A 23,741-nucleotide genomic window follows, 5' to 3' on the forward strand; every position below is an offset into this window, starting at 1 on the left:
GCCCCGGACCACCGCGGTCCGGGGCACCGCCCTTCGTGGCGACCGGGGTGAGCGCCGACCGGCCCCGATCGGCCTTCCGTTCGAACGTCCGACCGGCCGAGACTCGGCGCGGCGAGATCCCCACCGCTCCGGCGCCCGCGCCCTCTTCCCCTCCCGTGCCTCCTTTCGGACGTCGCCCGTTTCGGGGGTGCTTCCCGCACCGCCCCCTACGGTCGGTGCCCGCCTGCCACGCTGGGCGCATGACGACGACGCAGTACGAACCGGCCGTCGGGTCGGTCGGCGCCACGACCCCCACGGCCCCCACGGCCCCCGCCCCGTTCACCGCCATGGACCGGGTGGACCGGGTGATCGCGCGGATGCGGTCGCTGGACGAGGAACTGCCCCGCCACGACGGGGTGGCGGTCTTCAACCGGACGTACCTGACGGTGACGCTGCGGGTGCGCCGGCACCTCGCCGACGGTCTCCTCCCCCGCCCCCGGGCCGCCGCCGCGCTGGCGGCGGTCTTCGCCCACCGCTACCTGGACGTCGTCGACCGCGACGCCGTCGGCGCGCCCCTCCCCGTCTGTTGGCGGCCGCTGTTCCGGTCCCGCCACCACCCCGGGGTGCGTCCGGTGCAGTTCGCACTGGCGGGGATCAACGCGCACGTCGGTCACGACCTGGCGCTGGCCGTGGTGGCCACCGCGCGCTCACTGGGCTGCGAACCCTCGGCCCTCCAGGGGGCCTTCGACCGGATCGGGGACGTCCTGGTCGAGTCGGAGGAGGGGATCCGCGAGGAACTGATGCCCGGCCCCGACCCGCTGGACGTGACCGATCCCCTCACCCACCTGGTGGCGGGCTGGAGCATGGAACGGTCCCGGGACGCGGCCTGGTCGGCGGCGCGGCTGCTGTGGAGCATGCGGCGGCTGCCGGAGCTGGCCGAGGAGTTCACCGAGCGGCTGGACGCGGGGGTGGGCCTGGTCGGCCGCTTCCTGCTCACCCCGCTGGAGCGCCGCCCGGGCTCCCGTCCGGCGGCCTGGTCCCTGCTGTGCGACTGACGGGCCGCGGAGGGGCGGTCCGGGCGTCGCGGCTCATCCCTTCAGGCCCGAGCGGGACACCCCCTCGATCACCCAGCGCTGCGCCACCACGTACAGCAGCAGCACGGGGACGCTGGCGATGACGGCACCCGCCATCAGCAGGTCGTAGCGGATGTTGTTCGCGCCCTGGAAGTTGGCCAGACCCGCGGGCAGCGTCAGCGAGTCGGGGCTGAGCAGCACGTACAGCGGCCACAGGAAGTCGTTCCAGTTGGACAGGAAGGCCAGCAGGGCCAGCGTGACCAGGGCGGGGCGGGAGAGTGGGAGGACCACCCTGACGAAGGTCTGCCACCGGTTGGCGCCGTCGATCTCGGCGGCCTCCTCCAGTTCGGCGGGCAGCGTCAGGAAGAACTGCCGCAGGAAGAAGACGCCGAACGCGCCGGCCGCCGCCGGGACGATCACCGCGGGGAGGCTGTCCACCCAGGCCAGTTCGTTGACGATCAGGAAGTTGGGGACCAGCAGGATCACCGGGGGCACGAAGAGGGTGGCCACCACACCCGCGAAGATCACCCCCCGGCCGCGGAAGTCCATCCGGGCCAGCGCGTACGCCGCCGGGGCCGCGGTGACCAGCACCAGCAGCGCGTGGGCGGACGCCGCCAGCAGGCTGTTGAGGAACCACTGCATGACGGGGCTGTCGGTGGAGCCCAGCACGTGCCGGTAGGCGTCCAGGGTGAACGGGTCGGGTATCCAGCGCGGTTCGGTGGCCCCGGCCTCGCCGCGGGTCTTGACCGAGGTGACCAGCATGTACAGCAGCGGGCTGAGGTAGAACGCCGCGACGACGGCCAGCACCAGGTGGAGCAGGGAACGGCGCAACCGCCGCCGGGCGACCGGTCCGGCCTGGGGCGTCCGCCGCTTCGGGGCGGTCTCGTCGCCGCGCGGGGAGGGGGCCGTGTGGGGGGCGGGGACGGAGGTGGTGCGGGGGGTGGTCATCGGTCCTCCTGCCGGTCGCGGAAGATGCGGAAGAGCACCGCGCTGGCGGCCATCAGGGCCAGGGCGAGCACGAAGCTCATCGCCGAGGCGGTGCCCATCTCGAAGCGGCGCAGACCGGTCTCGGCGATCAGGAAGATCGCGGTCTTGGTCTCGTCCGCCGGTGCACCGGCCGTGATCAGGTAGGACTGGCCGAACATGTTGGCCGAGGCCAGCAGCGTGGCGTTGACCACGAACAGCAGCACCGGCCGCAGACCGGGCAGGGTGACGTGCGCGAACCGGGACCAGGCCCCGGCGCCGTCGACCCGGGCGGCCTCGTACAGCTCCGCCGGGATGTCCTGGAGGCCGGCGAGGTAGATGACGGCGTTGAAGCCGAGCGTCCACCAGACGGTGACGCCCACCAGGGCCCACCAGGCGGCCGGGGTGTCGGTCGTCCACTGGGTGTCGTCGGGCAGCCCGAGCACGCCGAGGTAGTGGTTGACCATGCCGATGTTGCCGTCGAGCAGGAAGCGCCACAGCAGACCGACGACGGCCACGCCGAGCACGTAGGGGGCGAAGTACACCGCCCGGTACAGGTCGCGTCCGCGGAAGCGTCCGTTCATCAGCAGTGCGACGAGCAGCGGCACGACGAGCAGGAACGGCAGCGACAGGGCGGTGAAGATCCCGGTCGCCCGCATCGCCGCCCAGAAGCGCGGCCCGTCCACGCTCGCGGGGTCGAACAGTTCGCGGTAGTTGCCCAACCCGACGAAGGGCTTGGCGGGGAAGTTGATGTCCCACTCGTGGAGGCTGATCCACAGGCCGTAGCCGATGGGGGCCAGCACGAACGTCGCGAACAGCGCCAGGTACGGCGCCATGAAGACATACGGCGTCCACCACCGGTAGGGGCGGGTGGCGACCCGGGCCGGAGCCCGGGTCGCGCCCTTGGTGGTCGGCCGTGCGGTCAACCGCAGTGCCACGTCGAACGCCTCACTTCGCGTACTTCTGCTTGTTCTCCGCCAGGAGTTTGTCGGCCGCCCGCACGCCCTCGGCCAGCGCCTCGGCGGGCTCGGCCCGCCCCAGGATCGCCTTCTGGACGGCCAACTCCAGCGCCTTGGCCTGGACGTCGCCGACGCCGGGCAGGGCGGGCGTGAAGTGGAAGACCCCCATGTCCTCGGCGAGCGCGATCTGCGGCAGCTTCGCCACCTCGGTCTGCTCGCGCACGGAGTTGCGGGCGGGGATCATCCCCGCCTTGGCCCACTCGGTGGACTGCTTGCTCATGTAGTCGATGAAGAACTTGGCGGCCTGCACCTTGTTCTCGTCCTTGGCCGCCTGCGAGGTCAGCACGAAGTTGTGCGAGGCGCTCCACACCGCGGCCTTGTCGCCGATCACGGGGACCGGCGCCATCTGCCAGTCCAGGTCCTTCGCGTTGGACTTGAGGTCGTTGATCTGCCAGATGCCGTCCCAGGTGAAGCTGACCTTGTTGTTCTTGAAGGCGTTGTACTGGGCGTCCTGGGCGACCTGGGCGGGGCTGTGGCCCTTGGTGAGCTGCTCCCGCATCCAGCTCAGCGCCTCGACGCCGGTGTCCGAGCCCCACAGCGCCTCCGTGCCGTCCTCGCTGTACAGTTCGCCGCCGAACTGCCAGAGCAGGGACATGAACATCAGGTGCGCGGGCCACTTGTTGGGCATCCAGAACGGGTGCTTGATGCCGGCGTCCCCGAGTTCGGCGAGCGCCTCCTCGTAGCCGGAGCGGTCCGTGGGGGGCTTGTCCAGGCCGGCGCGGGCCAGGTGCCGGGTGTTGGCGTAGTCGGCCAGGCAGTGCACGTCGAGCGGAACGCTGTAGCGCTTGTCCCGGTAGATGCCGGCCTGCCACACGGCGGGGATGAAGTCCGACTCCTTCATGCCGAGCGCGGAGACCACGTCGTCCAGGGGGACGAGGGTGCGGCGCGCGGCGAAGGTGGCGACCCAGTCGTTGTGGATGACGGCGACGTCGGGGCCCTTGCCCGCGGTGATGGCGGTGGGCAGCGCCGGGTAGAGGTCCTGCCACTGTCGGGTGGTGTTGCGGACCTCGATGCGCCCGGCGTACTCCTCGTTGAACGCCTCGACCATGGCGCGCATGTGCGGTCCGTCGCCGCCGGTGAAGCCGTTCCAGTACCGCAGGGTCACCTTGGGGCCGTCGTACTCGTCACCGGAGAAGCTCGGCGCGTTCTCGGGGGTGCTGTCGTCGGCGCCCACCTTGGTGCCTCCGCCGCAGGCGGTGAGCATGCCGGTGCCGGCCAGGGCTCCGGCGACCTTGAGGAGGGCGCGGCGCTGCACGGCCGTGCCGCTCGGGGATGTGCCTGGCATGTTCTGCTCCTCGTGATGGCTCTGGGGCCGCCCCGGGGCGGCGAAGGGTGGAGGGGAGGAGTGGGGGTGGAGTGGGTGGAGTGGGGGGAGCGGGGAGGGAGGGGCGGGGTGTCAGCGTGTGGCGAGCCGGACCATGGTCCAGGAGACCGGCGGCAGTTCCACGGTGAGGGTGTCGTCGTCGGCCTCGGTGCCGTTCACCGGGCGCGGCCGGACGCGGTCGGGGTGGTCGGCGGTGTTGACGGCCGTCGGGTCGTCGTCGGTGAGCACCAGGTGCTCGACCACCCGGGCGCCGGGGAAGGGTCGCAGGCAGGCGGAGAGGGTCAGCGGCGAGGTGCGGTCGCGGTTGACGGCGAACAGGGCGATCCCACCGCTCTCCTCGTCGTGGGTGGCCGTGGCCCACAGCGCCGGGACCTCGCCGTACTCGGCGGTCTCGATCACCGGCGAGTCCGCCTCCACGCGCAGTACCGTGCCGCGGGCGTGGCGGGCGGTCTGGGCGAAGGGGTGGAAGATCGTCTGCCGCCAGGCGGGACCGCCGGGCTCGGTCATGATCGGGGCGATGACGTTGGCGAGTTGGGCCTGGCAGGCGGCTCCGACCCGGTCGGCGTGGCGCAGCAGGGTGATCAGCAGGCTGCCGACGACGACGGCGTCGGAGACGTCGTAGACGTCCTCGATGAGTCGGGGGGCGGCCTCCCACTCCAGGGAGTCCTCGCCGCCGAAGCGACTCTGGTACCACACGTTCCACTCGTCGAAGGAGAGCTTGATCTTCTTGCGGTCGCGCAGCTTCGCGCCGACGTGGTCGGCGGTGGCCGTGATCGCGTCGATCATCCGGTCCATCTCGACGGCGGCGGCCAGGAAGGAGTCGGCGTCGGTGCCCTCGGGGTCGTAGTACGCGTGCAGGGAGACGTAGTCGACGAACTCGTAGGTGTGTTCCAGGACGGTCGCCTCCCAGGAGGCGAAGGTGGGGATGTGGGCGTTGGAGCTGCCGCAGGCCACCAGTTCCAGGGAGGGGTCGAAGCGCTTCATGGCGCGGGCGGTCTCGGCGGCCAGCCGGCCGTACTCGTGGGCCGTCTTGTGGCCCATCTGCCAGGGGCCGTCCAGTTCGTTGCCCAGGCACCACAGTCGGATGTCGTGCGGGTCGGGCACCCCGTGGGAGCGGCGCAGTTCGGAGTGGGCGGTGCCGCCGGGGTGGTTGGCGTACTCCAGCAGGGCGAGGGCCTCGGCGGTGCCGCGGGTGCCGAGGTTGAGCGCCATCATCGGCTCCACGCCGGCCTTGGCGGTCCAGGCCATGAACTCGTTGAGGCCGAAGGCGTTGCTCTCGATGCTGCGCCAGGCCAGGTCCAGCCGGGTGGGGCGCTCCTGGCGGGGGCCGACGCCGTCCTCCCAGCGGTGGTTGGAGACGTAGTTGCCGCCGGGGTAGCGGACGAGGGTGACGCCGAGTTCGCGGACGAGGTCCAGCACGTCGGTGCGGAACCCGTCGGCGTCGGCCGTCGGGTGGTCGGGCTCGTGGATCCCGGTGTAGACCGTCCGTCCCATGTGCTCGACGAAGGAGCCGAACAGGCGCCGGTCGACGGTGCCGACGCGGAAACCCGGATCGAGGGTGAGACGAGCGGTGGGCATGGGGACTCCCTGCTGGTACCGGTTGGGATGGGGCCGGCGACGGGTCTCGCCATCGGTCGTCGCCGACGGGGACGGCTGCCGTGCGCTGATACGATTACATCGTTGAAACAGCGTTGTAAATAGGCCGTGTCCCGGTTCTTGCCGGCCGGGCGGGACGCGCCGACGGACACGGAGTGGTATCGACCTCTGGAACCGACGGCCGGGTCCGTCCGCACCGCCCCCGTCGATGTGCCAGGGTGATCGGTACCGCTTCGCGAGGGGGCACCGGTCGGTGCCGGTGGAGGTGATGGATGTGGGCGCCAGCCTCAAGGACGTGGCCGCACGGGCCGGAGTGTCGGTCAAGACCGTCTCCAACGTGGTGAACGGCTACACGTACGTGACCCCGCACACCCGGGAGAAGGTGGAGAAGGCGCTGGCCGAGTTGGACTACCGGCCCAACCTCTCCGCGCGCAACCTCCGCCGCGGCCGCACCGGTGTGATCGCCCTGGCCCTGCCGGAGTTGGACGCCCCGTACTTCGCCGAGCTGTCGCGGTTCGTCATCGAGGCCGCCGCCGAGCGCGGCTGGACGGTATTGATCGACCAGACCGACGGCCTGGCCGACCGCGAGCGCCAGGTGCTCCAGGGCATCCGCGAACAGCTCATCGACGGACTGATCTTCAGCCCCGTCACCGTCGGCCGCGAGGAGCTGTCCGCCCGCACCGACAGCACCCCGCTGGTGCTGCTCGGCGAGCGCATCCTGGACGGGCCCACCCACCACGTGGCCATCGACAACCAGCGCGCCGCCCGCGAGATGACCGAACACCTGATCTCGTTGGGCCACACCCGCATCGGCGCCATCGGCGCCCAGGACAACCCCAGCGCCAACACCGCCCACCTCCGACTGGCCGGGTACCGGCAGGCGCTCGCGGCCGCCGGCCTCCCCTACGACGAGCGGCTGGTGCCCGTCACCCCGGCCTACCACCGGGCCGACGGCGCCGCGTTGATGCGCCGCCTGCTGGCGTCGGACGAGCCCCCGCAGGCCGTCTTCTGCTTCAACGACCTGCTGGCCCTCGGCGCGCTGCGCACCGCCCTGTCCGCCGGGCTGCGGGTGCCGCGGGACGTTGCCGTGGCGGGATTCGACGACATCGAGGACGGCCGCTACAGCACCCCGACGCTGACCACCGTCTCCCCCGACAAGGAGCGGATCGCCCGCACCGCCGTGGAACTGCTGGACGCGCGCATCGGCGGCAACGGGCGCGGCGGACGGCGAGCGGCGGAGGCCGCCGTGCCCGAGGTGACGGAGGTGGAGGCGGAGTACCGACTGGTGGTGCGGGAGAGCACGGCCGGAACCGCCGGAACGTCCGGGGCGTGACGCGGGGCCCGTGTCGTGCCCCGGCCGCCGGCGGGCGCCGGACGACGGTCCGTCGGTCAGTCCTCGGGCAGCTCCACCGGGGCGATCTCGTCGTAGACGTCCCCCGGGCCGGGGTTGGCCGGGTCGGTGGTGCCGCCGAGGTGGCGCATCACGCCCCACACGGCGTTGATCGCCGTCTGCACCGCGCCCTCGGCCCAGCCGGCCGTCCAGGAGATGTCGTCGCCGGCCAGGAAGATGCCGCGCTTGTCCTCGGGCAGCCGGTCCTGGACGAAGTGGGTGAACAGTCGCCGCTGGTAGCGGTAGTGGCCCGGCAGGTTCGCCTTGAAGGCCCCCATGAAGTACGGCTCGTTCTCCCAGGAGACGGTGACCGGGTTGCCGATGATGTGCTTGCGGATGTCGACGTCCGGATAGATCTCCCGCAGCGACTTCAGCATGACCTCCAGCCGCTCCTGGGGGCTGAGCGGCAGCCACTTCAGGGAGTCGTCGCACCAGGTGTAGGAGAGGCACATCACGGCCGGCCTGTCCGGACCGTCGTCCAGGAGGTAGGTGCCGCGGGTCATGCGGTCGGTGAGCGTCATGCTCATCACGTCCCGGCCCGTGCGCTCGTCCTTGTCCAGCCAGAACGGCCGGTCCACCGGCACGAACAGCTTGGACGACTCCATGTAGTGGGTGCGCTCGATCGCCGTCCAGTGGTCGATGGGGAACAGCTCGTCGTCACAGTCGATCTTCGACAGCAGCATCCACGACTGGGCGGTGAAGATCGCGGCCCGGTAGGTGCGCACGTCACCGGTCGCGTCGGTGACGGTGATGCGGTTGCCCGCCGTGCGGTGCAGTCGGGTCACGGCCGGACGCGGTTCGCCGCCGTGCAGGGACTTCAGCGAGGTGCCCAGCGGCCAGTGCACCAGCTTGGCGGGCTCGCGTTCCCACAGCCGCAGCGGAAGCTGCTGGCTGCCGCCGACGATGCCGCGGTGGTCGTCGTCGGCGCCGGTGTAGACGACCCGCAGGATCTCCAGGATGGAGTTGGGGAAGTCGGTGTCCCAGCCGCCGGTGCCGAAGCCGACCTGACCGAATATCTCGCGGTGACGGAAGGAGGAGAACGCCGGGGAGTCGCACAGGAAGCCGTAGAAGGTCTGGTTGTCCAGCTTCTCCACCAGGCGCGACCAGATCTCGCGGATGCGCGGCACGTCGCGGGTGCGGATGGCCCTCTGCATGTCGGAGAAGTCCGCGCCCTCCTCCAGGCAGGCGTTCCACGCCTCCATCACCTGGTGGTAGACCTCCGGCAAGTCGTCCAGGGTGCGGGCGTAGTGGCTCTCGCCCTTGAGGTCGACGACGGTGGAGGGGGTGTCGGGGGCCAGCGGGTTGGGAAACGGCTTCGTCTCCAACCCGACCAGGTTCGCGTAGTGCCAGAAGGCGGTCGAGGACGGCGGGAAGCGCATCGCGCCCATCTCGGCGGTCAGCTCGGGGTCGCAGCCGTCGAAGCGGGCCGTGCGCAGCCGTCCGCCGATCCGGTCCGCCTCGTAGACCACCGGCTTCAGACCCATCTTCATCAGCTCGTAGGCGGCGACGATCCCCGACAGCCCGCCGCCGATCACCGCGACCTCGGTGCCGTGCTCGGCCGCGGGCACCTGACCGATGCCGGCGGGGTGGGCGAGGTGGTCGTCGTAGGCGAAGGGGAAGTCCGGGCCGAACATCGTGATGGGCGGCTCGGTCCGCGCCTCGGCGTGCTGCTCGTCGTGGACGGCGGTGGGCACGGTGGAGGTCATGGGGTGGTTCTCTCCTGACGGGACGTGGCGGACCGGGCCCGGGGGTGACCGGGCCGGGTTCTGACGGAGGCCCCCGGTGGGGTCGACCGGGTGGGCGAGGCGGAGTTCAGACGAGGGAGGCGTACAGCTCGGGGCGGCGGTCGCGCAGGTACGGGTTGCCCGCGCGCGACGCTCCCAGCCGCGCCGGGTCGACGTCCGCGACGACCAGGTCCTCCCCCGCGCCCGCGCGGGCGCGGACCGTCCCGTCGGGCGCCGCCAGACAGCTCAACCCGGTGAAGGTGACCGCGTCGCCTCCCTCGCCCTCGGTTCCGCAGCGGTTGGCGTAGGCGATGTAGAGCTGGCTTTCGAAGGCGCGCGCCGGCAGGAGGGTCTCGGCGACGATCTCGTACGGCCGCATCAGCGCGGTCGGCACCAGCAGCAGCTCGGTCCCGGCCAGGGCGTGGGCGCGGACGGTCTCGGGGAACTCCACGTCGTAACAGACCAGCAGCCCGACGCGGACACCGTCGAGGACGGCCTGGACCACGGGGACGTCGCCCCGGTCGAAGCGGGCGGTCTCGAAATCTCCGTACAGGTGGGTCTTGCGGTAGTTGGCGAGCCGGTCGCCGTCGGTACCGACGAGCTGGACGGAGTTGTACACCCGGTCGCCGTCACGCTCGGGGTAGCCGTAGGCGACGGCGACTCCGTGCTCGACGGCGACGCGGGCCACGGCCTCGGCTCCGGGCCCGTCGGCGGGCTCGGCCAGCTCCGCCACCCTCTCGCCGAGCGCGTACCCGGTCAGGTACAGCTCGGAGGCGACCAGCAGCCGGGCTCCTTCGGCGGCGGCCCGGCGGGCGGCGCGGTCGAGGGCGTCCAGACTCTCCGCGGTGGAGCCGGGGACACCGCCGGGGCCCTGGAGCAGCGCGGTGCGCAGCGGCGTCATGGGACCTCTCGGTTCGTCGTCACCGTGCCCGGATGGGACCGGCACGGGCCTGTGAGCTGGGACGATTCGACGGTACGGCCCCCTTGCCGAGCACCACAAGCCTCACTCGTTGCGCACCGGAGAACGGTTCGTTGCGTCTTTCGCCTCCGACGCGTCGATTCGTTGCGCGCCCCCGGACCCTCAGGCGGGTGATCCCGAACCGTAGCGGCGCAGCAGCGGAGAGAGCACGAGCACCGACCTGGTGCGCTCCACGAACGGCTCCCCCGCGATCCTCTCCAGCACCCGCTCGAAGTGCCGCATGTCGGAGGCGAAGACCTGCACGATGGCGTCGGCGTCCCCGGTGACGGTCGAGGCCGAGACCACCTCCGGGTAGCGCTCCAGGCCACGGCGGATGTCCTCGGGCGAGGTGTTGCTGCGGCAGTACATCTCGATGAAACCCTCGGTCTCCCAGCCGAGCGCCACCGGGTCCACCCGCACGGTGAACCCGGTGATCGCCCCCTGCTCGCGCAGCCGGTCCACCCGGCGCTTGACGGCCGGAGCGGACAGCCCGACCTCGGCACCGATGTCGGCGTAGGAGCGGCGGGCGTCCTCGGCGAGGGCGTGGACGATACGTTCGTCGAGCTGGTTCAGTCGCACTGCGGGTGGACCACTTCTTCCGTGCGGGCGGTACGAGCGGGCGCCGCGCCCCGCGCGGCTCCCCGGCAGCGAAGTACAGCACACCCGACCCGTGCCGGATCCCCCGGCGGGCCGGGAGCCGCGGCGCGAACGGCCGGGGAACCTTCACCGAACCGTCACACGGTCCGGCGGCACCGTTCGGGGGGAGCCCATGTCCGAACTTCCGGACATCCCTTCCGTCCACATGTCCGCGAACCGGGCATTCCCCATGCGCCGACACCGGCGCGACGACCTCGCCCCGGTTCCTTCCGCGCCCCTCTCACTGGCGACCTGGAGACGGACCTCTATACGGTGTGGCCCGTCTCTATACGCTGTGACCCGGCAGGCGGAGTCGGACGCGGGGGAGGAAACATGACGTTCGACGAGGAGTGGAACCAACTGGTGACGGCCGCCGCCGAGCGGAAGGCCACGAGCATGCGCCTGAACCGGCTCGACGGCGGCGGCGGAGGCGGCGTCTCGACGTCGTCCGGCGAACTCGCGGTGACACAGAAGGACCTGGCCGCCGTCGGGGACGCGGCGTTCGACCTCCATGAGCGGCTGCGCAAGGACGGCGACCACGCCCGGGAGAGCAGCACCCGCGCGGCCGCGGGCCTGAAGGGCGACTTCGAGATCGGCGACGCCCTGGACCACGTCGCCACCCGGTGGCAGGAACAGCTGCGCACCCTCACCGACGCCTGCGCCCACATCTCCAACCACATGGAGTACAGCAACAGCGCCCACGCCAACGACGAACAGCACATCGGCTCGCTGTTCAACAGCGTCTCCGCGCTCGACGAGGGCTTCGACGAGAGGACCCGGCTCGCGTGAAGCTCGACGCCCTCCGCCACGCCGACTTCTCCAGGCTCAACGCGGCCGTCACCGACTGGTCGGAGATGGTCGACAAGCTGAGCACCCTGAAGGACGACGCCCGAACGCAGCTCAAGGGCAAGGCCGACAAGGCCGACTGGACCGGCTGGAACGCCGCCGTCACCCGCGAGTTCGTCGCCAAGACCGTCGGCGAGTTCGGCGACGCCCACACCCAGGCCACCTCCATCCGCAACATCCTCCGGGACACCCACGACGAGTTGGTGGAGTACCGCCGACAGCTCAACGACGCCATCGAACGCGGCCTGAAGAAGAACCTGACCGTCATCGGCAACTCCGACGGCAGCTTCACGGTCACCATGAACATCCACCCCGACCGCGCCGCCGAGGGCACCGACGTCCCCGACCACACCCCCGAGGACGTCACCGCCCTCCGCGACGAGGTCCAGGGCATCCTCACCAAGGCCGCCGAGAGCGACTCCAGCGCCGCCAGGGCGCTCAGGGCACTGGCCGACCAGACCCCCTACGGGTTCTCCGACGCCTCCTACGCCGACCGTGACGCCGCCGCCGAGGCCCTGGAGGCCGCCGACCGAGCCGCCGAACTCGCCGAGGACCCGGGGGACATGACCCCCGAGGAGTTCGACGAGTTCAACTCCACCCTGGCGCGGTACAAGGACGACAGCCTCTTCGCCGAACGGTTCGCGACCGCGTTGGGCCCCCGGGGCGTGCTCGACTTCTGGACGGGCGTCAACGACCTGCACACGAACACGCAGCTCATCCAGGCCCGGATGGACAAGTACGGCGACCTGCAGGAGAACCTCGGTCTGACCCTGGCCAACGCCACCCGGTCCGACAGCGCCGCCATGCAGCGCTGGGAGCGGGACATGGTCGGCCTGACCGGCGAGTACGTCCCGAGCAAGGACAGCCCCCGGGCCGTGGGCGCCCAGGTGATGAGCAACCTGATGCGCTGGGGCGACTTCGACGACACGTTCCTGAAGAACTACGGCGACGAACTCGTCCGGGTCGAGAAGGAGCGCAGCCACAACGGCCGGAGCGCGGAACTGGCCTGGCACTTCCCTCTGGGGCCGATGCTCAACCGGACGGGTACCGACGGCGGTTCGGACCCGATGACGGGCTTCATGATGGCGCTGGGTAAGAGCCCGGAGGCCGCCACCGACTTCTTCAACGGCACCTTCGTCACCAAGGACGAGGACCACGACTTCACTCGGGACACCGACGGCAACGGCAAGGAGGGCAAGGTCGGCCTGTCCGTCTTCCAGTACCTCTTCGAGGAGCGGGACTGGCCGAAGGAGTACGACTCCGAGTTCGAGGAGAGCATCGCCGGGCAGAACGCCCTGGGGTGGGCCCTGGAGGCCGCGGCGACCGGCCACCCGGCCGGCGAACAGCCCGGCCCGGACCTCCCCCCGCACAGCCCGGAGCAGGCCCGGCTGGTGGAGCAGATCGTCAGCTCCATCTCCGACGACACCGAACGGCTCACCGGACGTGGCTACCTGTCCGACAGTATGGGCCAGATCGCGGCGGAGTACCTGCCCGACATCAACCGGGCCACCGCCGACGACACATACGGCAACACCAACCTGCTCTTCCCCGTCGCCGGCACCGCCGCCGAGATGGACCACAGCGACGTCACACGCTTCCTCATCAGTGTGGGGCAGAACGACGAGGGGTACTCGAAGATCGAAATGGGCCAGAAAGCCTACATGACGAATCTTTTCGACTACCACCTGAATTCCGAAATCCCGGACGACAGGCGCTACCCGCACGACGCCGAGGACACGGTCAAGGAAATCGCACGGCGATCCGGTGAGATCAGCGGGACCTTGGCCATCGGCCGCCAAGAGGCGGTTCTGGGAGAAGCGCACCAGAAAGACGAAGACTACAAGAAGTCGATGGGCCAGGTGAAGAACATCATTTCCGGGACCATCGGCACCGGCATCGGCGTGGGGACGAGCTTCATCGCGACACCCGCCGGAGGGGCCGTTGCGGGTGGAACCGCCGGCACCGTCAGCAGCGTCGTCTTGGAGCAGATTTTCGGTGCGGTCGAGCCAAGCAACCTCAAGGAGGCCGGGGACAACGTCAACGCCCGATGGGAAAGAGCCATGGAGAACAGCACAACACACGGACAACTGGCCGCCAAACAAGTCGCCGAGGCGGGCGACAAGCCGTACGCGAACCAGATCGCCGACTGGGTGAGGGACGGCAATGAGATCGGCTTCTCCATTGCTTCCGACAATGCCAGGAGAATGGCAGACGATCTCCAAACAAAAATACCCAACCAATAACCCGATCAACGGACAGTGCATCCATGCGAGACTGACGCTCCATCGGGCGGGAAATAATCAAAACACCATGAAGTCAAGGGCAAGATTCGGAGCAGCATTCCTCGGAATACTGGCAACCACTCTCGGCCTTTCCGCATGCGCAGAGAAAGAGGAAAGGGGGTACGAAATCCCCAGTTCTTTGTGCGGAACAGCCATACAGGCCGAAACCCTGAAACCCCTCATGCCGCCGGGGAAAGAAATGAACACGGAGACCTCTTCACTCGTGGAGGGAGTCAAAAGGTGCCGTGTATTCGTGGACGGAGATCAGGTGCTCTCCGCCAGTATCGACTGGCGGGAAGAGGGGCAATCACTGACTGACGCTGCGTCCCTTGTCCCCGGGGTCGACCCCGGGGACAAGGAAACAGATGACGGGCACTACCTCTACTCGGCCTTCGGAGCCATCGGAGAGGTCGCCTGCCCCAACCCACGGAAACCTGACAGAAAACTTTTTGTGACAGCCTTGAGCAGGGAGGACGAGGCCCCCGGCGAAGCGGCGATGAAGGAGTTCATCGCCGCCTACGCCGAGACCGTCGCGAAGTCCGACGAGTGCACCTGAGCCCGTGAGGGCGCCTTCCGCGCCACGCGGAGGGCGCCCGCCCGAACGCGGCTACCGGCCCTCCTCGTGGACCCGGCCCAGGCGGGAGTGGCGGATGCCGTAGGTGAAGTAGATCGCCAGGCCCCCGACGAGCCAGAGACCGAAGACGGTCCAGGTGACCAGGTCCAGGCCGGCCATCGTCCACAGGCAGAAGGCGAAGCCGAGCGCGGGCAGCAGGGGCGAGAGCGGGACACGGAAGCCGCGGGCGGCTCGCGGGTGGGTGTGGCGCAGAACGACGACCGAGACGTTGACCAGGGCGAAGGCGAAGAGCGTGCCGATGCTGGTGGCGTCGGCGAGGCGGCCGAGCGGGACCACCGCCGCCAACAGCCCGCAGAAGGCCGAGACGATCAGGGTGTTGACGCGCGGGGTGCCGGTGCGCTGGTGCACCCGGGAGAACACCGTGGGGATCAGTCCGTCGCGGGACATGGAGAACAGGATGCGGGTCTGGCCGTAGAGCACGGCCAGGACGACGCTGGCGATGGCGATGACGGCGCCGAGCGCCAGCAGGACGGACCAGAAGGTGTGACCGGTGACCTCCTCCATGATTCCGGCGAGGGCCGCCTCGGAGCCGATGAAGTCCTGCCACGGCATGGCACCGACGGCGACGGCCGCGACCAGGCAGTAGAGCACGGTGACGATGACCAGTGACAGGATGATGGCACGCGGCAGGTCGCGTCGGGGGTTCCTGGCTTCCTCACCGGCGGTGGAGGCGGCGTCGAAGCCGATGTAGGAGAAGAACAACGTCGCGGCGGCGGCGTTGGCCCCGGCCACGCCCAACGGCATGAAGGGCGTGTAGTTCCCGGCGCGCACACCGGTGACGGCGACGGCGCAGAACATCAGCAGCGCGCTGATCTTCACCACCACCATGACGGCGTTGGCGGTGGCGCTCTCCCGGGCTCCGCCGAGCAGGAGGACCATGGCCAGCAGGATGACCAGCAGGGCCGGGAGATTGACGATGCCTCCGCCCCCGGGCGGCGCGGAGAGGGCGTCGGGGATGGTGACGCCGACCGTGCCGTCGAGCAGCTCGTTGAGGTACTGGCCCCACCCGACGGCGACGGCGGCCACCGACACCCCGTACTCCAGGATCAGGCACCAGCCGATCACCCAGGCCGTCAGTTCGCCCATGGTGGCGTAGGTGTAGCTGTAGGAGGAGCCGGAGACCGGGATGGTGCCGGCCAGCTCCGCGTAGGACAGGGCGGAGAACAGCGCGGTCAGTCCGGCGAGGACGAAGGACAGGATCACCGCGGGGCCCGCCTCGGGCACGGCCTCGCCCAGGACGACGAAGATGCCGGTGCCCAGCGTCGCCCCGATGCTGATCGAGGTCAGCTGCCACAGGCCGAGCGAGCGCCGCAGGGCGCCCCCCTCCCCCTTGCCGCTCTCGGTGACGAGCCACTCCACGGGTTTGCGGCGCGTCAGCCGGGAGGCGGCACCGGAGCGGCGCGGGGCGGGGGACGCGGTGCCCTGGTCCATCGTGAGTGGCTCCTCGGGATCGGTCACGTATGGCGTATACGGCGCATCGAGTGTGTTTCGCCTCAGAGAGTCGCACATCGAGACGCCGTGCGCGCCGTACGCACGGCTGCGTCGGCCCGTCCCCGTCGGAGCCTCACCGCACGGGCAGGGCCCGCACCCAGGTCCGGTCCTCGGTGAGGTAGGCGTCGACGACGAGACCCGCGCCGGTCAGCGCCTCCTCGAACTCCTCCCTCCCCATGCGCCGGGAGGGGAACGTCTGGGTCCAGGTGCCGTCCGGGAAGACGTACTCGCAGTGGACGGACGACACCCCGGGCTCCCCGGTGGGCTGGACGGAGGCGATCCGCACCAGGCCGTCGCCGGCCCTGCGCTCCCTGGGCGCCCTCTCGTGCCAGTCCTCGCCCTCGCGTTGGATCAGCACGCTGCCGCCGTCCGCGACGTGCCGGCGGCAGGCGCGCAGCAGCGCGTCACGCACCCGGACATCGGCCGTGTGGACCAGGAAGGAGGCCAACAGGACGACGTCGAAGCGCTCGTCCAGGTCCAGCGTCTCGATGGGCGAGCACACCGTACGGGCGCCGCGCACCTTCTCCAGCATCCGCGGCGACTCGTCGACGGCCGTCACCGCGAAGCCGCGCTCCAGGAGCGGGTGGGTCATCCGGCCCGCGCCGCAGCCCAGTTCGAGCAGGGTCGCCCCGGCGGGGACGGCCGAGGCGATGACGTCGGGCTCGTCGCCGACGGGCAGTCGGGTGTAGACCTCCACCGCGCAGCCGTCCGGGGTGATCGCTCCGGCCCCGGTGCCCGCGTGGCCCTCGCGCGGTGTCTGTCGTGGGAATTCGCTCATGGGGCCATCCAAACGGCTGCGGCCCGCCCCCGGGAAGGGGACGGGCCGCGTGCGCGCGGCGGTGGGGCCGCCGGGCGGAAGGGCTACCAGCTGGCGTGCAGCGGCTTGCCCTCGGCGTAGCCCGCGGCGCTCTGGACGCCGATGACGGCCTTCTCCGCGAACTCGTCCACCGTGGCGGCACCGGCGTAGGTGAACGAGGAGCGCACCCCGGCGACGATCGAGTCGATCAGGTCCTCCACCCCGGGCCTCTCCGGGTCGAGGAACATCCGCGAGGTGGAGATGCCCTCCTCGAACAGCGCCTTGCGGGCCCGGTCGTAGGGGGACTCCTCCGTGGTGCGGTTGCGCACGGCACGGGCGGAGGCCATGCCGAAGCTCTCCTTGTACAGGCGCCCGTCGGGGCTCTGCTGGAGGTCTCCGGGGGACTCGTACGTCCCGGCGAACCAGGAGCCGATCATGACGTTGGAGGCGCCGGCCGCCAGGGCCATGGCCACGTCGCGCGGGTGGCGCACGCCACCGTCGGCCCAGACGTGCCTGCCGAGCCTGCGCGCCTCGGCGGCGCACTCCAGGACGGCGGAGAACTGCGGGCGGCCCACGCCGGTCATCATGCGGGTGGTGCACATGGCGCCCGGCCCGACGCCGACCTTGACGATGTCGGCGCCGGCCTCGACCAGGTCGCGCACGCCCTCGGCGGAGACGACGTTGCCCGCGACGACGGGCACCCGCGGATCCAGGCCGCGGATCGTCCGCAGGGTGGTGAGCATCGACTCCTGGTGGCCGTGGGCGGTGTCCACCACCAGGGTGTCCACCCCGGCTTCCAGCAGTCCCTTGGCCCGGCCCGCGACGTCGCCGTTGATGCCGACGGCGGCGGCGACGCGGAGCCTGCCGGCGGCGTCGGTCGCGGGGGTGTAGAGGGTGGCGCGCAGGGCGCCCTTGCGGGTGAGGATGCCGGCCAGGCGGCCGTCGGCGTCGACGGCCGGGGCGAGCCTGCGGTGGGCGCCGTCCAGGCGGGTGAACGCCTCACGGGGGTCTATGTCGGCGTCCAGCAGGAGCAGTTCGCGGGACATGACCTGGGAGACCTGGGTGAAGCGGTCCACGCCGGTCAGGTCGGCCTCGGTGACGACGCCCACCGGGCGCCGCTCCCCGTCGACCACGACGCCCGCGCCGTGCGCCCGCTTGGGCAGCAGGGACAGGGCGTCGGCGACGGTCGCGGTGGGCTCCAGGACGATGGGGGTGTCCAGGACCAGGTGGCGCTGCTTGACCCAGGAGATGACGTCGGTGACGACGTCCAGGGGGATGTCCTGGGGGATGACGACGAGTCCGCCGCGCCGGGCGACCGTCTCGGCCATCCGGCGTCCCGCGATCGCGGTCATGTTGGCCACCACAATCGGAATGGTGGTGCCCGTCCCGTCGGGGGTGGTGAGGTCCACGCCCTGACGGGAACCGACCGCGGAGCGGTTCGGCACCATGAAGACGTCGTCGTACGTCAGGTCGTACGAGGGCCGCTGGTCGTTGAGAAATCGCACGTACTTCATTGTTGCACGCCCGTACACGCCTTCGATCGCGGAGGAACCTCCGGGGGGAGGCGGGGACGTTCGTGCGATCGTCCGACGCTCGGTTCAGCGCGCGCCCTCGTCCGGGTCCGCCCGCTCCAGCGCGGGACGCGGCCCCGGGCCGGTCTCGTGGAGGAGGTGGTCGGCGGCGGCGGTGTCGGTGACCAGGCTGGTCACCAGCCCGGAACGGAGGACGGCCCCGATCGCCGCCGCCTTGCGGCGCCCGCCGGCGATGGCGATGACCTCGGGGACGCGGCGCAGTCGGTCGGCCTCGACGGTGATGCAGCGCTCCCCCAGGTCGCGGCCGATGCGGCGGCCCTCGGCGTCGAAGAGGTGGGCGGACATCTCCGCCGCCACCCCGAGCGAGGCGTAGTGCGCGCGCTCCTCCTCGCTGAGCATGTCGTGGACGGTGGAGACACCGGGTTCCCAGGAGCCGATGGACACCGCCGCCACCGTCACCTTGTCGAAGTACTCGAAGGCCGAGGCGATCCCGGTCTGCCGGCGCAGCGCGGCGGCCGTGGCCGGATCCGGCAGCAGCATCGGCGCGTAGATGGGGTGGGCCTCGCCACCGGAGACGGCCGCGGCGCGCCGTACGGCCTCCACCGAGCCGCGCTCGGCGGTACCCGCGTCGTAGACCCCGGTCAACTGCACGACGGTGCACGGCGGGAGGCGGTGCAGCGCCGTGGCCATGTGGATGGTCGAGCGGCCCCAGGCCAGGCCCAGGACGTCTCCCTCGGTGACCAGCTCACCGAGCAGGTCGGCGGCGACCTCGCCCAGGTTCTCCGGGTCGGCGGCGTCCTCGGGCGTGTCCGAGGGGGATTCGACCACGACGGCGTGCCGCAGCCCGTAGCGGGCGCGCAGGGTGTCGGACCGTTCGGCGTCCAACTCGGCCGGGACCCGGATCTCGATGCGCACCAGGTCCCGCTCCAGCGCGGTCTCCAGGACCCGTGCCACCTTGAAGCGGCTCACGCCGAACTCGTCGGCGATCTGGATCTTGGACTTCCCCTCCAGATAGAAGCGGCGCGCCATGGCCGCCGCCTGCATCAGCTCGGCGGGACCCATTCTCGTGGCTGACCGCCCGGTCGACACCGCACTCACCTCGCTACCGTTCCGTCGTACTCGTGTACGCACCTCAATCACTCTGCGCGTTCATCCTCGCAGATCCGCGGGCTTCCTGATCCATTCCGTGCACGGTGCACCCAGCTACCGGGCCGTACGGACGCCCCGGTGGGGTCCCGTTCGGACGGACTTCTCCGGATGTCCCCCGAACGTTCCCCCGGAGTCCCGGAGAGCACCCCGACGCCCCGGGGCGTCCCTCAGTGGGCGTGCCCCTCGCCGGCCCCGCCGGCCGCCTCCGCCTGGGCCCGCAGGGACCGCACCGCCGCCGCCGGGTCGTCCGCGCCGTAGACGGCCGAGCCGGCCACGAAGACGTCGGCGCCCGCCTCGGCGCAGCGCTCGATGGTGGAGGCCGACACGCCGCCGTCCACCTGGAGCCAGAGCTGGAGCCCGTGCTTGTCGATGAGCTGTCGGGCGCGGCGGATCTTGGGGAGGGTGACGTCGAGGAACGCCTGGCCGCCGAAGCCCGGTTCCACGGTCATCACCAGGAGCATGTCCAGCTCCGGCAGCAGGTCCTCGTAGGGCTCGACCGGGGTGGCGGGCTTGAGGGCCATGGAGGCGCGGGCGCCCTTGGCGCGGATCTCGCGGGCCAGCCGCACCGGCGCGGCGGCGGCCTCCACGTGGAAGGTGACGGAGCCGGCCCCCGCCTCGACGTACTGCGGCGCCCAGCGGTCGGGATCCTCGATCATCAGGTGGCAGTCCAGCGGGGTGTCGGTCGCCTCGCGGAGCGAGGCGACGACCGGGACACCGAGCGTCAGGTTGGGGACGAAGTGGTTGTCCATCACGTCCACGTGGAGCCAGTCGGCGCCCTCGGGTCCCCCGACGCGCCGTGCCTCGTCGGCCAGGTGTGCGAAGTCGGCGGACAGGATGCTGGGGTTGATCTGAGCCATGGCCCCAGTATGTCGTGCCGCCCACCCGCTCCCGCCGCCAGGTTCGGCCCGGTCCCGGGCGCCGTCGCAGCGGGTCCGGACGGCGGCTTCTTTGCCGACGCGTGGTCGCGGGCCGTCGTCCGGACCCGCTGCGGGGACGTGGGTCAGGCGGTGCGGCGCAGCAGGGCGAGGTACATCGCGTCGGTGCCGTGCCGGTGCGGCCAGAGCTGGATGTCGGGGCCGTCGCCGAGGTCGGGCACGTCGGGCAGCAGGGGGCGGGCGTCGATCGGCTCGGCGCCCCCGTGCCTCAGCACGTCCTGGACGACCGCGCGGGTCTCGGCCGGGTGCGGGGAACAGGTGGCGTAGCCGACGACGCCGCCGGGGCGGACGGCGCGCAGCGCCTCGGTGAGCAGGGCGCGCTGGAGGGGAGCGAAGCCGGCCAGGTCCTCGGGGCGGCGGCGCCAACGGGCCTCGGGGCGGCGACGCAGGGCGCCGAGCCCGGTGCAGGGCACGTCGACCAAGGCCCGGTCGAAGGTGCCGGGCCGCCAGGCGGGACGGGTTCCGTCGGCGGTGACCACCTGGTACGGACCGGGGTTGCCGCGTAGCGCGCCGGCCACTAGGCGGGCGCGGTGGGGCTGCCGCTCGGCGGCGACCAGGGCCGCGCCGCGGCCGGCCGCCAACGCGGCCAGCAGGGCGGCCTTGCCGCCCGGTCCGGCGCAGCCGTCGAGCCAGCGCCGGTCGTCGCCCTCCAAGGGCGCGTTCGCCAACGCGAGGGCCACGAGTTGGCTGCCCTCGTCCTGCACGCCGGCACGTCCCTCGGCCACGGCGTCGATCGTGCCGGGGTCGCCGCCCTCGGCGAGCCGGACGGCGTACGGGGACCAGCGGCCCGGCTCGGCGTCGCCGGTCAGCAGTTCCTCCCGTGTCGCACGGCCGGGGCGGGCCACCAGGGTGACCTCGGGGCGGGCGTTGTCGGCCGCCAGCAGGGCCTCGATCTCCTCGCGGCCGCCGCCGAGCGCGTCCCACAGGGCCGAGACGACCCAGCGGGGGTGGGCGTGGACGACCGCCAGGTGTTCCTCGGGGTCCTCGTCCCAGCGCGGTGCCACCCTGGCCAGCCAGCCGTCCAGGTCGTCGGCGGCGATCTTCCGCAGCACGGCGTTGACGAACCGGGCTCGGCCGTCGCCGAGGACCGACCTGGCCAGGTCCACGGTGGTGCTCACCGCCGCGTGGGCGGGGATGCGGGTGCCCAGCAGTTGGTGGGCACCCAGCGAGAGGACGTCCAGCACCGGCGGGTCCACCTCGCGCAGCGGGCGGTCCACGCAGGCGGCGATGACGGCGTCGTAGGTGCCCTGGCGGCGGAGGGTGCCGTAGACCAGTTCGGTGGCCAGTGCCGCGTCCCGCCCGTCGAGGCCGTCGCGCTCGCGCGCCTTGCGCAGCAACGGGGGCAGGACGAGGTTGGCGTACGCGTCGCGCTCGTCGACGGCCCGCAGCGCCTCGAAGGCGATCGTGCGGACGGGGTCCTTCCGGGGAGGGCGACGGTGGGACCTGGCGGGGCGGCGTGGCCGGCTGCTCACGGGGAAGGTGCTCCGGATCGTTCGGGGATGCGGTGGCGCGGGACGCCCGAGGGGGCGCGGCCCTCCAGCGTAGCCCCCGCCCCGGACGGACCCGCCGGGCGGCGGGAGGGCGACCGGCCGCGTCCGTCCCGCCCCCGGGCGCCTCACTCCCCGAGACGCTCCCCCGCGGCGATGCGGACCCCGCGCGCCCAGTCGGCGGCGGCCATCGGCTTCTTGCCCTGGGGCTGTACCCACAGCAGTTCGACGGCGTGCGAGCCGGTCCCGACGTGCACGGTGTTCCTGCCGACGGCCAACTCCCCGGGAGCCAGGTCGACGCGGTCGGGCGCGAGGCCGAGCTGCCGCAGCTTGAGCCGCTCGCCGCGGAAGAGCGTCCAGGCACCGGGAGCGGGCGAGCAGCCGCGCACCACGCGGTCCACGCGCAGCGCGGGGGCGTTCCAGTCCACGCGGGCGTCCTCGACCGTGATCTTGGGGGCGAGGCTGACGCCCTCCGCCGGCTGCGGCGCGGCCCGCAGCGTGCCGTCCTCGATCCCGTCCATGGTGGCGGAGAGCAGTCCGGCGCCCGCGAAGGCCAGCCGGGTCAGCAGGTCGCCACTGGTGTCGGTGGGCCGGATCTCCTCGGTGACGACCCCGTAGACCGGGCCGGAGTCCAACCCCTCCTCGATGAGGAAGGTGGAGGCCCCGGTGACCTCGTCGCCCGCCATGATCGCGTGTTGGACGGGGGCCGCGCCGCGCCAGGCGGGCAGCAGCGAGAAGTGCAGGTTGACCCAGCCCCGGGCGGGGATGTCGAGGGCGACCTTCGGCAGCAGCGCGCCGTAGGCCACCACGGGACAGCAGTCCGGGGCAATCTCGCGCAGTCGGGCGAGGAAGTCCTCGTCGCGGGGGCGGGCGGGCTTGAGGACCTCGATCCCGGCCTCCTCGGCCCGCCGGCCGACCGGGCTCGCCACCAGGCGGCGCCCACGTCCGGCCGGCGCGTCCGGCCGGGTGACGACGGCCGCCACCTCGTGCCGCTCCGATGCGATCAGGGCGTCGAGGGCGGGTACGGCGACCTCGGGGGTGCCGGCGAAGACGAGCCTCATCGGTGACGAACTACCTCTCGCGGACGGACGCGTGCGGGGCGCGGGACGGCGCACCAGTGTACGACCCGTCACGGCCGCCGACCCGACGGGCGCTCCGGGGCGTACCGACCCGGCGGGCGACTCGCGGATCCCGCCTCGCGCCCCCGCAGCGTGACCCCGGCGCCCGCTGCGGCGTTGGTCAAGGCAGCTTGACCGATGGAACCGATGGACCGAGGCGGCCGCGGACGCGGTCGATCGTACTCACGCCGGTTGGAGAGGCTTGACCATGGCCGACCACGCCACCCCCGACGCCCAGGCACGGGCCAGCCTGCACCTGCTGGTGCGGGACATCGAGCGGGTCCGCCGGCAGGTGGACGCGCTGCGCACCCTCACCGCCCAACTGGGCAACGTCTACCGGCCACGACGCACCGGGCCGTCCTCGGGCTTCGTCGTCTACGGCAGGGCTCCGGCGCCCACCGTGCGACTCGCCCAGGAGTTGCGCGACAGTGTGGAGACGCTGGTGACGGCGGCGGTGGAGTTCGACCGCTCGCTGGGGTTCTCCTGGGACGCGGTGGGCTCGGCCCTCGGGGTGACCAAACAGGCGGTCCACCGGCGCTACGGCTCGCGCCGCGGCGTGGACCGGTCGGGTACGGCCGGGACGGAGACGGCGACGGAGACGGTGCGGCGGGCCACCGGCGGCGAGGAGGGAGGAGCGGGGGCCGCGCGTCCCGTGGCCGTGGGCCAGGGCGCGCCCGTGGCGTCCTCCGCCGCCCACGCGCCGCCCGGTCGGCCGGCGCAGCCGCCGCCGGACCCCCGACCGGGCGCGCTTCCCTCCCCCCGCAACGGCTGACTCCTCCTCGGCCGTGCCGCCACCGCCCGGTGTCCGA

At 71.8% G+C, this 23,741-nt stretch carries 20 protein-coding genes; 6 read left to right on the top strand and 14 right to left on the bottom strand.

The features are described from left to right. Positions 1-326: 326 nt before the first annotated feature. Positions 327-1,034 (top strand): DUF5995 family protein, encoded by a 708-nt coding sequence (locus F0L17_RS03155; protein WP_155073078.1) that lies wholly within the window; start codon positions 327-329, stop codon positions 1,032-1,034. A 33-nt stretch (positions 1,035-1,067) separates the two neighbouring features. On the opposite strand, the gene F0L17_RS03160 is transcribed toward F0L17_RS03155, so the two are convergent. From F0L17_RS03160 to arfA, 4 genes are all read right to left on the bottom strand, one after another. Continuing rightward, positions 1,068-2,000 (bottom strand): carbohydrate ABC transporter permease, encoded by a 933-nt coding sequence (locus F0L17_RS03160; protein ID WP_155069874.1) that lies wholly within the window; start codon positions 1,998-2,000, stop codon positions 1,068-1,070. After that, positions 1,997-2,953, bottom strand: coding sequence for a carbohydrate ABC transporter permease (locus tag F0L17_RS03165; protein ID WP_338017934.1), 957 nt, complete (start codon positions 2,951-2,953; stop codon positions 1,997-1,999). Before F0L17_RS03165 ends, F0L17_RS03160 begins: the two co-directional genes overlap by 4 nt. A 10-nt stretch (positions 2,954-2,963) precedes the next feature. Continuing rightward, positions 2,964-4,319 carry an ABC transporter substrate-binding protein gene (locus F0L17_RS03170; protein WP_155069875.1) on the bottom strand — a complete coding sequence of 452 codons (1,356 nt, stop codon included), beginning with the start codon at positions 4,317-4,319 and terminating at the stop codon, positions 2,964-2,966. Positions 4,320-4,430: 111 nt separating this feature from the next. Continuing rightward, the gene (gene arfA, locus F0L17_RS03175) at positions 4,431-5,936 is read right to left on the bottom strand and encodes an arabinosylfuranosidase ArfA (protein ID WP_155069876.1); all 1,506 of its coding nucleotides are present in this window, start codon (positions 5,934-5,936) and stop codon (positions 4,431-4,433) included. A gap of 292 nt (positions 5,937-6,228) precedes the next feature. On the opposite strand from arfA, the gene F0L17_RS03180 reads away from it, so the two are divergent. Next, entirely contained in the window at positions 6,229-7,287 is a 1,059-nt protein-coding gene (locus tag F0L17_RS03180) for a substrate-binding domain-containing protein (RefSeq protein WP_162465714.1), read from the top strand. A 56-nt stretch (positions 7,288-7,343) separates the two neighbouring features. On the opposite strand, the gene F0L17_RS03185 is transcribed toward F0L17_RS03180, so the two are convergent. From F0L17_RS03185 to F0L17_RS03195, 3 genes are all read right to left on the bottom strand, one after another. Further along, a complete protein-coding gene (locus F0L17_RS03185) occupies positions 7,344-9,050 on the bottom strand; it encodes a flavin monoamine oxidase family protein (RefSeq protein WP_155069878.1) in 1,707 nt (568 codons plus the stop codon). Between the two features lie 106 nt (positions 9,051-9,156). Continuing rightward, on the bottom strand, positions 9,157-9,969 hold the full coding sequence (locus F0L17_RS03190) for a carbon-nitrogen hydrolase family protein (protein ID WP_155069879.1): 813 nt from the start codon (positions 9,967-9,969) through the stop codon (positions 9,157-9,159). A gap of 180 nt (positions 9,970-10,149) precedes the next feature. Beyond that, positions 10,150-10,605 carry an AsnC family transcriptional regulator gene (locus F0L17_RS03195; RefSeq protein ID WP_162465715.1) on the bottom strand — a complete coding sequence of 152 codons (456 nt, stop codon included), beginning with the start codon at positions 10,603-10,605 and terminating at the stop codon, positions 10,150-10,152. A gap of 390 nt (positions 10,606-10,995) precedes the next feature. Here F0L17_RS03195 and F0L17_RS03200 point away from each other — a divergent pair, with 390 nt between their 5' ends. The 3 genes from F0L17_RS03200 (at position 10,996) to F0L17_RS03210 (ending at position 14,346) form a co-directional block, all read left to right on the top strand. Next, positions 10,996-11,451 carry a hypothetical protein gene (locus tag F0L17_RS03200; RefSeq protein WP_155069880.1) on the top strand — a complete coding sequence of 152 codons (456 nt, stop codon included), beginning with the start codon at positions 10,996-10,998 and terminating at the stop codon, positions 11,449-11,451. After that, positions 11,448-13,751, top strand: coding sequence for a DUF6571 family protein (locus F0L17_RS03205; RefSeq protein WP_155069881.1), 2,304 nt, complete (start codon positions 11,448-11,450; stop codon positions 13,749-13,751). The genes F0L17_RS03200 and F0L17_RS03205 overlap by 4 nt, the downstream gene beginning before the upstream one ends. A 67-nt stretch (positions 13,752-13,818) precedes the next feature. Further along, positions 13,819-14,346 (top strand): hypothetical protein, encoded by a 528-nt coding sequence (locus F0L17_RS03210; protein WP_155069882.1) that lies wholly within the window; start codon positions 13,819-13,821, stop codon positions 14,344-14,346. Positions 14,347-14,397: 51 nt separating this feature from the next. Here F0L17_RS03210 and F0L17_RS03215 read toward each other — a convergent pair whose 3' ends face one another. The 7 genes from F0L17_RS03215 to fmt all read right to left on the bottom strand — a co-directional run bounded on the left by F0L17_RS03215 (position 14,398) and on the right by fmt (position 22,875). Next, a complete protein-coding gene (locus F0L17_RS03215) occupies positions 14,398-15,855 on the bottom strand; it encodes an amino acid permease (RefSeq protein ID WP_155069883.1) in 1,458 nt (485 codons plus the stop codon). 133 nt (positions 15,856-15,988) lie between these two features. Further along, a complete protein-coding gene (locus F0L17_RS03220) occupies positions 15,989-16,693 on the bottom strand; it encodes a class I SAM-dependent methyltransferase (RefSeq protein WP_155069884.1) in 705 nt (234 codons plus the stop codon). Positions 16,694-16,776: 83 nt separating this feature from the next. Continuing rightward, the gene (locus F0L17_RS03225; RefSeq protein ID WP_155069885.1) at positions 16,777-18,225 is read right to left on the bottom strand and encodes a GuaB1 family IMP dehydrogenase-related protein; all 1,449 of its coding nucleotides are present in this window, start codon (positions 18,223-18,225) and stop codon (positions 16,777-16,779) included. 84 nt (positions 18,226-18,309) lie between these two features. Continuing rightward, positions 18,310-19,305: a sugar-binding transcriptional regulator gene (locus F0L17_RS03230; RefSeq protein WP_155069886.1), complete on the bottom strand. Its 996-nt coding sequence runs from the start codon at positions 19,303-19,305 to the stop codon at positions 18,310-18,312. A 254-nt stretch (positions 19,306-19,559) separates the two neighbouring features. After that, positions 19,560-20,249, bottom strand: a complete 690-nt coding sequence (gene rpe / locus F0L17_RS03235) for a ribulose-phosphate 3-epimerase (protein WP_155069887.1) — start codon at positions 20,247-20,249, stop codon at positions 19,560-19,562. A 143-nt stretch (positions 20,250-20,392) separates the two neighbouring features. Beyond that, positions 20,393-21,799 (bottom strand): transcription antitermination factor NusB, encoded by a 1,407-nt coding sequence (locus tag F0L17_RS03240; protein WP_162465716.1) that lies wholly within the window; start codon positions 21,797-21,799, stop codon positions 20,393-20,395. 143 nt (positions 21,800-21,942) lie between these two features. Further along, positions 21,943-22,875 carry a methionyl-tRNA formyltransferase gene (gene fmt, locus F0L17_RS03245; RefSeq protein WP_155069888.1) on the bottom strand — a complete coding sequence of 311 codons (933 nt, stop codon included), beginning with the start codon at positions 22,873-22,875 and terminating at the stop codon, positions 21,943-21,945. A gap of 265 nt (positions 22,876-23,140) precedes the next feature. On the opposite strand from fmt, the gene F0L17_RS03250 reads away from it, so the two are divergent. Continuing rightward, positions 23,141-23,704: a hypothetical protein gene (locus tag F0L17_RS03250; protein WP_155069889.1), complete on the top strand. Its 564-nt coding sequence runs from the start codon at positions 23,141-23,143 to the stop codon at positions 23,702-23,704. The last annotated feature ends 37 nt before the right edge of the window (positions 23,705-23,741 follow it).

The organism is Streptomyces taklimakanensis, from assembly GCF_009709575.1.
In the GTDB taxonomy this organism is placed as follows: Bacteria; Actinomycetota; Actinomycetes; order Streptomycetales; family Streptomycetaceae; genus Streptomyces; species Streptomyces taklimakanensis.

What these genes read in the sequence shown, in the direction of transcription:
- F0L17_RS03215 (WP_155069883.1), bottom strand. Translation starts at nt 15,855, where the DNA reads ATGGACCAGGGCACCGCGTCCCCCGCCCCGCGCCGCTCCGGTGCCGCC.
- F0L17_RS03160 (WP_155069874.1), bottom strand. Translation starts at nt 2,000, where the DNA reads ATGACCACCCCCCGCACCACCTCCGTCCCCGCCCCCCACACGGCCCCC.
- rpe (WP_155069887.1), bottom strand. Translation starts at nt 20,249, where the DNA reads ATGGCTCAGATCAACCCCAGCATCCTGTCCGCCGACTTCGCACACCTG.
- F0L17_RS03230 (WP_155069886.1), bottom strand. Translation starts at nt 19,305, where the DNA reads ATGGGTCCCGCCGAGCTGATGCAGGCGGCGGCCATGGCGCGCCGCTTC.
- F0L17_RS03185 (WP_155069878.1), bottom strand. Translation starts at nt 9,050, where the DNA reads ATGACCTCCACCGTGCCCACCGCCGTCCACGACGAGCAGCACGCCGAG.
- F0L17_RS03210 (WP_155069882.1), top strand. Translation starts at nt 13,819, where the DNA reads ATGAAGTCAAGGGCAAGATTCGGAGCAGCATTCCTCGGAATACTGGCA.
- F0L17_RS03200 (WP_155069880.1), top strand. Translation starts at nt 10,996, where the DNA reads ATGACGTTCGACGAGGAGTGGAACCAACTGGTGACGGCCGCCGCCGAG.
- F0L17_RS03225 (WP_155069885.1), bottom strand. Translation starts at nt 18,225, where the DNA reads ATGAAGTACGTGCGATTTCTCAACGACCAGCGGCCCTCGTACGACCTG.
- fmt (WP_155069888.1), bottom strand. Translation starts at nt 22,875, where the DNA reads ATGAGGCTCGTCTTCGCCGGCACCCCCGAGGTCGCCGTACCCGCCCTC.
- F0L17_RS03220 (WP_155069884.1), bottom strand. Translation starts at nt 16,693, where the DNA reads ATGAGCGAATTCCCACGACAGACACCGCGCGAGGGCCACGCGGGCACC.
- F0L17_RS03170 (WP_155069875.1), bottom strand. Translation starts at nt 4,319, where the DNA reads ATGCCAGGCACATCCCCGAGCGGCACGGCCGTGCAGCGCCGCGCCCTC.
- arfA (WP_155069876.1), bottom strand. Translation starts at nt 5,936, where the DNA reads ATGCCCACCGCTCGTCTCACCCTCGATCCGGGTTTCCGCGTCGGCACC.
- F0L17_RS03190 (WP_155069879.1), bottom strand. Translation starts at nt 9,969, where the DNA reads ATGACGCCGCTGCGCACCGCGCTGCTCCAGGGCCCCGGCGGTGTCCCC.
- F0L17_RS03155 (WP_155073078.1), top strand. Translation starts at nt 327, where the DNA reads ATGGACCGGGTGGACCGGGTGATCGCGCGGATGCGGTCGCTGGACGAG.
- F0L17_RS03250 (WP_155069889.1), top strand. Translation starts at nt 23,141, where the DNA reads ATGGCCGACCACGCCACCCCCGACGCCCAGGCACGGGCCAGCCTGCAC.